14 protein-coding genes are annotated in these 11,332 nt (G+C 27.4%); 13 read left to right on the top strand and 1 reads right to left on the bottom strand.

All coding sequences use genetic code 11. The features are described from left to right. Positions 1-13: 13 nt before the first annotated feature. The 5 genes from GOQ27_RS02270 to GOQ27_RS02290 all read left to right on the top strand — a co-directional run bounded on the left by GOQ27_RS02270 (position 14) and on the right by GOQ27_RS02290 (position 3,176). On the top strand, positions 14-1,021 hold the full coding sequence (locus GOQ27_RS02270) for an ABC transporter substrate-binding protein (RefSeq protein ID WP_203365197.1): 1,008 nt from the start codon (positions 14-16) through the stop codon (positions 1,019-1,021). Continuing rightward, a complete protein-coding gene (locus GOQ27_RS02275; RefSeq protein ID WP_203365198.1) occupies positions 999-1,748 on the top strand; it encodes an ABC transporter ATP-binding protein in 750 nt (249 codons plus the stop codon). Before GOQ27_RS02270 ends, GOQ27_RS02275 begins: the two co-directional genes overlap by 23 nt. A gap of 22 nt (positions 1,749-1,770) precedes the next feature. Beyond that, on the top strand, positions 1,771-2,442 hold the full coding sequence (locus GOQ27_RS02280) for a class I SAM-dependent methyltransferase (RefSeq protein ID WP_203365199.1): 672 nt from the start codon (positions 1,771-1,773) through the stop codon (positions 2,440-2,442). Beyond that, entirely contained in the window at positions 2,421-2,684 is a 264-nt protein-coding gene (locus GOQ27_RS02285; RefSeq protein ID WP_203365200.1) for a YkoF family thiamine/hydroxymethylpyrimidine-binding protein, read from the top strand. The genes GOQ27_RS02280 and GOQ27_RS02285 overlap by 22 nt, the downstream gene beginning before the upstream one ends. Positions 2,685-2,798: 114 nt before the next feature. Next, positions 2,799-3,176: a PH domain-containing protein gene (locus GOQ27_RS02290; RefSeq protein WP_203365201.1), complete on the top strand. Its 378-nt coding sequence runs from the start codon at positions 2,799-2,801 to the stop codon at positions 3,174-3,176. A 20-nt stretch (positions 3,177-3,196) separates the two neighbouring features. On the opposite strand, the gene GOQ27_RS02295 is transcribed toward GOQ27_RS02290, so the two are convergent. Then, complete coding sequence (locus GOQ27_RS02295; RefSeq protein WP_203365202.1) at positions 3,197-4,027, bottom strand: hypothetical protein; 831 nt, start codon at positions 4,025-4,027, stop codon at positions 3,197-3,199. Positions 4,028-4,143: 116 nt separating this feature from the next. On the opposite strand from GOQ27_RS02295, the gene GOQ27_RS02300 reads away from it, so the two are divergent. The 8 genes from GOQ27_RS02300 to hcp form a co-directional block, all read left to right on the top strand. Next, the gene (locus GOQ27_RS02300; protein ID WP_203365203.1) at positions 4,144-4,647 is read left to right on the top strand and encodes a metallophosphoesterase family protein; all 504 of its coding nucleotides are present in this window, start codon (positions 4,144-4,146) and stop codon (positions 4,645-4,647) included. Positions 4,648-4,794: 147 nt separating this feature from the next. Then, positions 4,795-5,331, top strand: a complete 537-nt coding sequence (locus tag GOQ27_RS02305; RefSeq protein ID WP_203365204.1) for a hypothetical protein — start codon at positions 4,795-4,797, stop codon at positions 5,329-5,331. Between the two features lie 140 nt (positions 5,332-5,471). Further along, positions 5,472-6,122: a PAQR family membrane homeostasis protein TrhA gene (gene trhA / locus GOQ27_RS02310; protein ID WP_203365205.1), complete on the top strand. Its 651-nt coding sequence runs from the start codon at positions 5,472-5,474 to the stop codon at positions 6,120-6,122. Positions 6,123-6,385: 263 nt separating this feature from the next. Further along, on the top strand, positions 6,386-7,354 hold the full coding sequence (locus GOQ27_RS02315; protein ID WP_203365206.1) for a tocopherol cyclase family protein: 969 nt from the start codon (positions 6,386-6,388) through the stop codon (positions 7,352-7,354). 53 nt (positions 7,355-7,407) lie between these two features. After that, positions 7,408-8,193: an APH(3') family aminoglycoside O-phosphotransferase gene (locus GOQ27_RS02320; protein WP_203365207.1), complete on the top strand. Its 786-nt coding sequence runs from the start codon at positions 7,408-7,410 to the stop codon at positions 8,191-8,193. 88 nt (positions 8,194-8,281) lie between these two features. Further along, positions 8,282-8,878, top strand: a complete 597-nt coding sequence (locus tag GOQ27_RS02325) for a metal-dependent hydrolase (RefSeq protein WP_203365208.1) — start codon at positions 8,282-8,284, stop codon at positions 8,876-8,878. Between the two features lie 52 nt (positions 8,879-8,930). Continuing rightward, positions 8,931-9,971: an HD-GYP domain-containing protein gene (locus GOQ27_RS02330; protein ID WP_203365209.1), complete on the top strand. Its 1,041-nt coding sequence runs from the start codon at positions 8,931-8,933 to the stop codon at positions 9,969-9,971. 122 nt (positions 9,972-10,093) lie between these two features. Continuing rightward, positions 10,094-11,332 (top strand): hydroxylamine reductase (gene hcp / locus GOQ27_RS02335; protein WP_203365210.1); only part of this gene is annotated, 1,239 nt, incomplete at its 3' end.

The following is an 11,332-nucleotide window of genomic DNA, read 5'->3' on the forward strand; positions in this document are numbered from 1 at the left end:
GGAGGCAATTTAAATGATAAAAAAGATAATTTCATTAATGATAATATTCTCAATAATACTTTCAATATCGGTAGGATGTGATACTGAAAGTATTGAACAATCGAAAGAAGAGGAACTAAGAAAAGTTACGGTATTATTAGATTGGGTTCCAAATACAAATCATACAGGGTTATATGTAGCTAAGAATAAAGGATACTATGAGGATGCTGGCTTAGATGTAGAGATTATTCAACCTCCAGAAGGTGGTACTGCGGACTTGATAGCAGCTGGTCAAGGAGACTTTGGTATAAGTTATCAAGAAGAAGTTACTTATGCTAGAACTTCAGAGAATCCATTACCAATAAAAGCTATAGCAGCTATAATACAAAATAACACATCAGGATTTGCATCCCCAAAGGATAGAGATATAGAAACACCAAAAGATTTTGAAGGTAAAAAATATGGTGGCTGGGGAGCTCCTATGGAAGAATCAACTATAAAGGCCTTGATGGAAAAGGATGGAGGAGACTTTTCTAAAGTAGAGATGGTTAATATAGGAGCATTAGACTTCTTTACGGCTGTTAAAGAACATGTGGACTTTACTTGGATATATTATGGATGGGATGGAGTAGCAGCAGAAATCAAGGATTCTCCAATTAATTTTATTAAGCTTCAAGAAGTAGATGAAAACTTAGACTTCTATACTCCAGCAATAATTGCTAAAGAAAGTATATTAGAAGGAGATCCAGAATTAGTTAAAGACTTTCTAGCTGCTACAACTAAAGGCTATGAATTTGCTATAGAAAACCCTGAAGATGCAGTAGAATCTTTATTAGCAGATAATAGTGAGATAGATAGAGAAATAGCCATAGAAAGTCAGAAATATTTAGCAAGTGAGTATCAAGCTGATGCAGCTAGATGGGGAGAAATGAGATTAGAAAAATGGGAGAATTATGCTAATTGGATGTATGAAAGAGAATTAATAGAAAAAGAATTATATGCAGAAGAGGCGTTTACAAATGAATTCTTACCAGAAAAATAAGATTTCAATAGAAGGTGTAACGAAAAGTTTTGAAGACTTACTAATAGTAGATGATGTTTCAATAAGTTTAAAGGAAAAGGAATTTGTATCAATATTAGGTCCAAGTGGTAGCGGAAAAAGTACTATATTTAATATAATATCAGGATTGATGAAGCCAGATACTGGTAAAGTATATATCGAAGGCAAAGAATTCACTGGTAAAACAGGTAGAGTAAGTTATATGTATCAAAAAGACCTACTATTACCTTGGAAAAAGATTATTGACAATGTATCTATACCTTTAGTCATAAAAGGAGAGACAATGCAAGATGCACGAAAAAAGGTAAAAAAATATTTTGAAATATTTGGACTAGAAGGTTTTGAGGATAAATACCCTCATCAGCTTTCAGGCGGGATGAGACAAAGAGCTTCTCTTTTAAGAACATATATGTTTTCCAAGGATATAATCCTTTTAGATGAACCATTCGGTGGATTAGATGCTATAACAAAATCAAAGATGCAAAGTTGGCTATTAGAGATATTAGATAAATTAGAAGCTTCTATATTTTTTATTACCCATGATATAGAGGAAGCTATTTATCTATCAGATAGAATATATATCTTATCTGATAGACCAGCAGTAGTAAAAGAAGAGATAAAGATAAACTTACCAAAACCTAGACATGAAGATATAGTAACTACCCATGAATTTAATGAAATAAAAAAACATATACTTAATTTATTATAATAAAAATAAAGGGTGAAGTCTTATGACTATTTTTGATAAAGAAGCAAAATCATATGATTCTTGGTATGATACAAAACTAGGAAATTTTGTAGATAAAGTAGAAAGAAAGTGTGCATTTGACTTATTTCTACCTTTTAAAGGAATGAAAGTTTTAGACATTGGATGTGGAACAGGTAATTATAGTATCCGATTGGCTGAAAAGGGATGTGAAGTTATAGGTATAGATATATCTGATGAAATGTTAGAGATAGCTAGGGATAAAGCAAGAGAAAAAAATCTGGATATAAAGTTCTATAATATGGATGTTTATAATCTAAACTTTGAAGATGAAAATTTTGATGGAGTATTCTCTATGGCAGCATTTGAATTCATTAAATATACTAAAAAAGCTCTAGATGAAATATTTAGAGTAGCAAAAACAGATGGACAAGTACTAATTGGTACAATAAATAAAGATAGTGCCTGGGGTGAGTTATATATGTCTAATGATTTTAAAGAGAACTCAGTATTTAAGTATGCTGATTTTAAAACAAAAGAAGACTTTAATAATATATTTCCAGATAATATAGTAGATATTAATGAATGCTTATTTATACCGCCATCAATTAAGCCTCAAGATATAAGCGTAGAAAAGGAAGAAGAACTTTCTCACAGCAAAAGAGGAGGGTTCATATGTGTTCTATGGAAAAAGTAGCATCTTGTCAGATTGCCTTCACACCTATTGTAAGTGAAGAGTATTTAAGAGATATTGATGCAGTATTAAATATAATAAAAAACTCATCTTTAGATTATAATATAGGAGTATTATCTACCACTATAAGAGGACCTAAAGATAAAATACTAAAACTAATTTCAACTATTTATAATGAGATGGATATAAAGTGTAGATTTACTATGGATATAAAGATGTCTAATATATGTGGATGTGAGGAGTAACCTAAGGGTTACTTCTTTATTTATGAAAAATTTAAAATATACTTATATATAAATTCTATAGTATAATTAATATAATAATTATATAGATTAATTATACTATAAGGAGGAATGACAATGGGTATATTTGACAATTTATTAGGGAATGCATCTGAGGTAAATATTGAAAAAATAGAAGCTAACCTATCTAATATATTAACTAATGGGGAGCATGTGGATAGGGCATATAGCGTGTTTAGAGATCTTTTTGTATTTACTAATAAAAGGTTAATTCTTGTAGATAAACAAGGAGTTTCAGGAAAGAAAGTTGAGTATCATTCAGTACCTTACAAAAGTATAACTCATTTCAGTGTAGAAACTGCTGGACATTTTGATATGGATTCGGAGCTTAAAATATGGATATCAAGTACTGCTACACCAATTTCAAAACAATTTGGAAAGAATAGCAATATACATCAAGTTCAACAAGCATTAGCCACCTATGTATTAAATTAAGGACGTCTAATTAGGCGTCCTTAATTTTGTACTAAGTTCAAAATATAATTGATATTATACTTTATCATGGTAAACACTAATTCTGTTTTTGTTTGACTATCTAAATTAATGAAGTCCTCTTTTAAATTATCTATTAAACCTTGAGATATTTCCCTATCAGCACTAGTCAATAATACTGCTTTAACTATATTATTAGCTAATGATCTAGATTCTTCGCTTTTTTCTAATTTAGTTAGAATAGTTTTTATAAATTTTTGTTGATCTTTTTGTATATATTTTTCTACTATTTGATCATTATTAGTTTTATAATCAATTTCAAGATTATTTTCATATAATTCTATATTAGTTATTGTTATTTCATTAAATTCAGATGTATCAATATATAAAGAATCATTTATATTGTTTAGACCAAATCTATCTAATAAAAATTGCGGAATTGGAAGTTTCCCAATTCTTAATTCTTGAGAAGTAAAGGATATTTTATCTTCTTTTAGTGTAGTATCTATCTTCATATTAAGTACAAAAGGAAGATTATCAAGATCAGCTTGTACATATATATAATCTTTATTTAAATTCAAATATATTTCTTCAAATTTTGTACTAGAAGAATCATTTCTTGAGTTTAATCTGGTTTTTAGCCTAGGAGAGATAAGACCGTTAACTTCCTTTTCAGAAAACTTTATACTATTTTCAGAGTATATATCTAACTGGGATTGAAGAACTAACTTATCTACCAAAAACTCTTTATCTAATTTGTCAGTAGAATCAACTTTATTACTAGTAAATAATAGAATTCCCATTACTATGATTACTATAAGTATTAGTAACAAGGATAGCTTTAATATTTTCATAATATCACCTCTTTATTTTATGTTTATTAAATACCCAATATAAAAAGATTAAATTATATAGAAATAAGGGTATAAATTTAATTTAAGTATAATTGATAATGATATAGGAGGATTAGATGAGTATAAGAATAGGAGTTATCTCAGATACCCATGGTTTGTTTAGAGAAGAAATGCATAATATATTGAAAGATGTGGACAAAATAATTCATTTAGGTGATATCGGTAAATTAGACATTTTAGAACTTATTCAGAAAATCGCACCTACTGTTTCTATACTAGGAAATATTGATGAAAATATATACAGCCTTCCTGCTACAGAATCCTTAGAAATTAAGGGGGTAAAAATATATATGATTCATAATATTAAAGAAATAAATAAAGAGTCTATTAGTTATGATACAAGAATAATATTATATGGTCACTCCCATAAACCTAATTTAAATGAAAAAGATAATATTATATATTTTAATCCTGGAAGTATAGGGCCAAGAAGGTTTAGTTTGCCCATTACATATGGAATTATGGACATTAATAATCAAAGCATTCATATTAGAATATATGATTTATTTAGCAAAGAAATTCTAATTGATAAAACTTATGATAAAAATAAAGATACTTAAATTTAAGTATCTTTATTTTTATCATAATGCGACTTAAATAAAATGCACAGGAATTATGAATTAATAAAATATTATTTAAATTATGGTGAAATTTAGGGTATAAGATAAATATAGAGAGAAAATACATTAGTATATGAGGAGGTTATCGTGAATAAAAGAGTAGCATTAATTATAGGATGTGTACTACTAATTATTATTTATATATTTAAATCACCTGAAAATATAGATAGAGAGTATGATGGATTTATACTTTCTCATTCAAATGAAAGTATAAATAAGAATATAAAAGTATCATTAAAAGGAGAGTTACAGAAAAATATATTATTACAGGATAGATTTAATGGAGAAGTTATTATTGGCGAAAGTAAAATGAAAATTGAAACTTATCAACCCTCAACCATTCAAGGATGGATTAAGAATTTTACTTATAAAATAAAAAACTCTCATATTATGCTCCAAGGAAATAATGTAAATGATAATCAATATATAGAAACTTCAGGGGTAATCTATATTTCAGATAATTTTGAGGAGTTATGGGGGTTTTCAAAATCTCTTAGAGATAAATATAATATTGAGGATGTATTGATTGTAGCCCCGGCTGATAATAAAAAAGAAGCAATGGATATATTTGAAAAGAAAGAAGAAGTATCTAATTTACATTATAGTTCAATTAATAATAATTAATATATTTATATTAATTATTGAGAAATTAGTTACAGTATAAAAAAGATATTATATAATATAATAAAGATAAGAATAAATTAAGCTGTTGGAGTATTACAACAGCTTTTTGTAAGTTAAATATAAAATTTTAAGGAGGAAAAATGGAGACAAAAAGTAGATATTCAAAGAGTGAAGAGATAACAAACTCTATATTACATGGGATCGGATTAGGATTTGCCATAGCAGCTTTAACTCTTTTAGTTGTATTAGCCTCAATATATGGAGAAGTATGGCATGTAGTAAGTTTTGCAATATATGGTTCAACATTAGTAATTCTCTATTTATCTTCTACACTATATCATAGCTTTCCTGAAGGTAGTGTTAAAGATATCTTTCAAGTTTTTGATCATGCATCAATTTATTTATTAATAGCGGGTACATATACACCCTTGACATTAATTCCATTAAGAGGAAAACTAGGATGGACTATGTTTGGAATAGTATGGGGAATAGCTATAATCGGTATAGCATTTAAAATATTTTTTGTGAAAAAATTTGTTATATTATCTACTCTTTTATACATAGGTATGGGTTGGATGATTATAATAGCTATTAAACCATTGATAAATACTGTTAATAGTATAAATATAATATTCTTAGTACTAGGAGGCCTTTTATATACAATCGGAACAATATTCTTTATTAATAAAAGAATAAAATTTAATCATGCTATATGGCATATATTTGTATTAGGAGGAAGCGTATGTCACTTCTTCACGATACTTTATTTGTTGCCTAGTCTAGGTTATTAAGAAAAAGACTTGATCTGTTTAAAATGTACCCTTAGTCAAGGACAATTTTAAAAACTATGCAACATTAAGAAGATGATTTCTGTATTTTAACAGGAGTCATCTTTTTTAATCCCCATTATTCGGTAATAATAATTTCATTTTAGTAAATACTAGAGAAACTTTACATTAGATTATACCTTTAGGATGCTATTTTAATATTAAATAATAATAGTATAAAGATTATATATAAGGGTATTAATTAAAAAAAGATGAGGAGTAAAGATATGAAATTATATGATTTTAAAAAAATCTGGAACCCTGTATTTTTTCAAGGTAATAATAAAGATGAAAAATACTTTGAAGGATGGTATTTTAAAATAGTAGACAAAAAAGAAAAAAATATATTCGGAATAATACCTGGGGTATCCATAGAAGATAATAATAAAAGGCATAGTTTTATACAAATAATTGATGGAGTAAGAAATAAAACCTATTATATAAATTATACATATGAAGATTTCACTTATAATAAAAAAGAATTTCATATAAAAATAGGCAATAATATTTTTACTAATGATAAAGTTATATTGGATATAAGAACTGATGATTTAAAAATAAATGGGACTTTAGAATTTAAAGATATGTATAATTGGCCAATAAAACTTTTATCTCCTGGGGTGATGGGCTGGTATAGATTTATGCCATTTATGGAATGTTATCATGGAGTCATTAGTATGAATCATAGAATTACAGGAAAACTTTTTTATAATGATAATGAAATATCCTTTGACGGAGGACTAGGATATATAGAAAAGGACTGGGGTGTATCTTTCCCAAAATCATGGATATGGGCACAATCTAATCATTTTGATAAAGAAAATGTAAGTATATTTTTATCTATTGCAAATATTCCATTTGTGGGGCGGGAATTTAATGGATTCTTAATAGGTTTATTATTAGAAAATAAACTATATAGATTTACTACATATACAGGAGCAAAAATTAAAGAGTTAAATTATAATGAGGGAGAAATTAATATAAAGGTTGTAGATTCACACTATATATTAAAAATAAACATAGTAAAATTCAACACAGCAAACTTAATATCTCCTAAAAATGGTAACATGATAGGGAGAGTAGAAGAAAGCTTATCTTCTATAATTGAAATTGAGTTAATAGATAAGAGTAATCAATTTATTTTTAAAGGGGTAGGAAGAAATACTGGATTAGAGATAAAAGGGAAATTAATATAATACAATATCCTATCATAATATATAGTATATTATTCAAAAATGGGGTGTGTACTATGAATTATAAAATGCCGATTGAATTGAAAGAAATATTATATGGATGTGATATGATAAAGAATAATAAAGGTTGGTCTGAAAGTGAAGTTTTTTTAGTCAAAAATGTTTTAGGAAAAGGAGATTGTTATTTGAAGGTATCTCCTGATCATAAATTTTCTTATCTAATAGCTGAAAAAAATAAACTTGAGTGGCTACAAGATAAAATTCCAGTGCCTAAAATCCACTATTTTCAAATTGAAAATGGATTCCAGTATTTATTGACATCTAAAATTCAAGGAGAAGATGCATTATCAAAAAACATCAGAAGAAAACCTCTGATTCTAATAAAGTCAGTGGCACAAGGATTAAACAAAATACACTCTATTGATATTAAAAAATGTCCTTTTGATGAAAGAATAGACTATAAGCTTAAGCTTATAAAAGATCTTCATGTAAACAATATTAATTTAAATATAGGAATAAAAAGAGGAAGAAATAAGAATATATTAGAGCTTTATGATTATCTTATAAAAAATAAAATAAATAACGAAGATCTAGTATTTACCCATGGAGATTATTGTTTTCCCAATATAATTATAAAAGAAGGGGAAGTATCAGGGTTTATAGATGTAGGAAGGTCTGGAATAGCAGATAGATATGTGGATTTGTCATTAATTATCAGAAGTATAAAGATTAACTATAGGAATAATCGATTAGTAGATGAGTTTATTGAAGAGTACGGACTAGACTTTATAGATAATGAAAAATTAAAATATTATACTTATCTTGATGAACTAATTAATTAGAATATCATAAAAGTGGCTTAGTTATTATAATTAAGCCACTTTTATGATATAATAGAACTAACGTTCTTTAGATATGGAGGATAATAAAATGAAAGGCAAGACACATTTAGTATTAGGACTAGCAGCTGGGGTTACGATTGCCTTAAATAGAGAAATTGACAATTTTTATATGATAATACTAGGAACATCAATAGGTTCCTTAATGCCTGATATAGATCACCCAAAAAGTAGAATAAACCAAAAGTTACTTAAGTATAAAAATAAATCATATAAAATATTATTTTACACTATAATAGGAATGGCTCTATTATATATTTATAGTCAAACAAATGATAATGTTTTTTTATTAGCAGGAGTGATATCAATTTTAATTGGTGTCTCAAAGCATAGAGGATTTACTCATAGTATACTAGGCATGTTTCTTTTCATGAAATTAGGAAGTAATTTAGTTGAAAAATTTGGATATTATGATATTTATTTAGGTTTTTTTATAGGCTATATATCCCATCTTTTCTCTGATTTTTTTACTAAAAGTGGAATGGAAATATTCTATCCTTTTAGTGAAAACTTTTCTTTCCCAGTAGGTATGAAGACTGGAGGAGCATTAGAAAATGCAATAATTTTTATTTTAGGGTCATATTCTTTTTATGGCATATTAAAATATTTTGGTTTGATCTCATATTAAGAAGGATAATCGGGATTAATGTAGAAATATAATATCTAAAGGGGGATTAGGTATGGGACTTATCAAGGTTAAAGATGCTACACCTGGGATGATTATTAGTAAAGATATAAACAATAATGATAATAATGTAGTAATATTGGCTTCTGGAACTATTTTAAATAAGTCGCATTTAAAAAGACTTAAAGATATGGGGATTAATGATATTCAAATATTAAAAGAAGAAAATGAAGAATCAGAAAGTAAAATAAAGAGAGATTTATTTTTCGAAAATCATAAAAAATTAGAAGAAGAATTAAATGTGCTATTTAATAGAGTAAAAATTGGAAAAAAAATAATGGTTCAAGAAATAAGTGGAATTGTTAATGAGATAATCAAAGATATATCTAATAATAACAATATACTTGGAAGATTAAGACAATTAAAAAATAATGGAGTTTATATACAGGATCATTCAATAAATGTAAGTTTATTAGCTACAATGATTGGAAAGTGGTTAGGGTATTCAGAGGGAGAGTTAAAACAATTATCTATGGCGGGTTTATTTCATGATATTGGCATGATTAAGATTCCCCAAAAAATTATAGATAAACCAGGGCCTTTGAATCAAGAGGAATTTATTATGGTAATAAACCACACTATTAATGGATATAAGATTTTAAAAGAAACTATTGATTTAAGTAATAACTCAGCTTATGGAGCATTACAACATCATGAACGAGAAGATGGTACAGGGTATCCTTTAGGAATTAAATCAAATGAAATTCATGAATTTGGAAAGATAATAGCTGTATGTGATGTATTTAATGCTATGACCTCAAATAGAGTATATAAAGGAAAAGAATCTCCATTTAAAGTAGCTGAGGAAATTTTATATGATAGCTTTGGTACTCTTGATGGAAGAATATCTACGGTTTTTTTAAATAACATATCTAAATTCTATATTGGAAATATAGTGAAATTAAATAATGGTTCTATAGGAGAGATTGTATATGTTAATAAAGCAGTCCCAACAAGACCTGTTATAAAAGTAGATAATGTATTTATTGATTTACTTAAGAACAAGGACTATGAAGTAGTTGACATTATTGATTAAACAAATAAAACCACTGCAAAGTGGTTTTATTTTGTTTTATACCTTCATGTGATATGAATCACAGAGTTATAATTTTATATGTATTAATATATATATAGAAAGAAAACAGGGAGGCTGATTAAATGTCAATGTTTTGTTATCAATGTCAAGAAGCAGCAAAGGGAGAAGGTTGTACGGTTAGAGGAGTTTGTGGTAAAACAAGTAGTGTAGCAAACTTACAGGATCTAATGATATACTCATTAAAAGGTATATCATTATATAGTATAAAAGCAAGAAAGTTAGATGTAGAAAATGAAAGAACTAATAAATTTGTAATGGATGCACTATTTAATACTATTACAAATGCAAACTTTGATGAAGAATTCTTTATTGATAGAATAAAAGAAGCTTTTGAAGTAAGAGAAGAAATTAAAAATGAATTGTCTAATGCAGGTGGAAATATAGATGAAATAAGTCATGATGCAGCAGTTTGGTATAGTGATGATCGTGATGAAATATTGAAAAAATCAATGGAAGTTGGAGTTCTTCAAACAGAAAACGAGGATGTAAGATCCTTAAGAGAACTTATTACTTATGGAATTAAAGGTATGGCAGCATATAATGAACATGCACATAATCTAGGATATGAAGATAATTCAATACATGCATTTATGCAAAAGGCATTAGCAGCTACATTAGATGATAGTTTAAGTGCTGATGATTTAGTAGCATTAACATTGAAAACAGGAGAAATTGGAGTTAAAACTATGGCTTTATTAGATGAAGCTAACACTTCAACTTACGGAAACCCAGAAATAACAAAAGTGAATATTGGAACTAGAAATAATCCTGGAATATTAGTAAGTGGTCATGATTTAAAAGACTTTGAAGAATTATTAAAACAAACAGAAGGAACTGGAGTAGATGTATATACTCATAGTGAAATGTTACCGGCAAACTATTATCCAGCATTTAAAAAATATGATCATTTTGTAGGAAACTATGGTAATGCATGGTGGAAACAAGATAAAGAGTTTGAAAGTTTTAATGGACCTATCTTAATGACAACAAACTGTTTAGTACCACCAAAATCTTCATATAAAGATAGAGTATATGTAACTGGTGCAGTAGGCTTTGATGGATTAACTCGTATACCTGCTAGAGAAGAAGGAAAAGAAAAAGATTTTTCTCAAATAATAGAACATGCTAAAAAGTGTGAAGCTCCAACTGAAATAGAAAAAGGTGAAATAGTTGGTGGATTTGCTCATAATCAAGTAATTCAACTTGCAGATAAAGTTGTAGATGCTGTTAAAACAGGAGCAATCAAGAGATTCTTTGTAATGGCTGGTTGTGATGGAAGAATGAAATCAAGAGATTATTAT

It is taken from the genome of Anaeromonas frigoriresistens, from assembly GCF_016820655.1.
GTDB classification, from domain to species: domain Bacteria; phylum Bacillota; class Clostridia; order Tissierellales; family SIT17; genus Anaeromonas; species Anaeromonas frigoriresistens.

Bases quoted from the DNA above. Each gene is read 5' to 3' on its own strand.
- GOQ27_RS02270 (WP_203365197.1), top strand. From the start codon at position 14: ATGATAAAAAAGATAATTTCATTAATGATAATATTCTCAATAATACTT.
- GOQ27_RS02275 (WP_203365198.1), top strand. From the start codon at position 999: ATGAATTCTTACCAGAAAAATAAGATTTCAATAGAAGGTGTAACGAAA.
- GOQ27_RS02280 (WP_203365199.1), top strand. From the start codon at position 1,771: ATGACTATTTTTGATAAAGAAGCAAAATCATATGATTCTTGGTATGAT.
- GOQ27_RS02285 (WP_203365200.1), top strand. From the start codon at position 2,421: ATGTGTTCTATGGAAAAAGTAGCATCTTGTCAGATTGCCTTCACACCT.
- GOQ27_RS02290 (WP_203365201.1), top strand. From the start codon at position 2,799: ATGGGTATATTTGACAATTTATTAGGGAATGCATCTGAGGTAAATATT.
- GOQ27_RS02295 (WP_203365202.1), bottom strand. From the start codon at position 4,027: ATGAAAATATTAAAGCTATCCTTGTTACTAATACTTATAGTAATCATA.
- GOQ27_RS02300 (WP_203365203.1), top strand. From the start codon at position 4,144: ATGAGTATAAGAATAGGAGTTATCTCAGATACCCATGGTTTGTTTAGA.
- trhA (WP_203365205.1), top strand. From the start codon at position 5,472: ATGGAGACAAAAAGTAGATATTCAAAGAGTGAAGAGATAACAAACTCT.
- GOQ27_RS02315 (WP_203365206.1), top strand. From the start codon at position 6,386: ATGAAATTATATGATTTTAAAAAAATCTGGAACCCTGTATTTTTTCAA.
- GOQ27_RS02320 (WP_203365207.1), top strand. From the start codon at position 7,408: ATGAATTATAAAATGCCGATTGAATTGAAAGAAATATTATATGGATGT.
- GOQ27_RS02325 (WP_203365208.1), top strand. From the start codon at position 8,282: ATGAAAGGCAAGACACATTTAGTATTAGGACTAGCAGCTGGGGTTACG.
- GOQ27_RS02330 (WP_203365209.1), top strand. From the start codon at position 8,931: ATGGGACTTATCAAGGTTAAAGATGCTACACCTGGGATGATTATTAGT.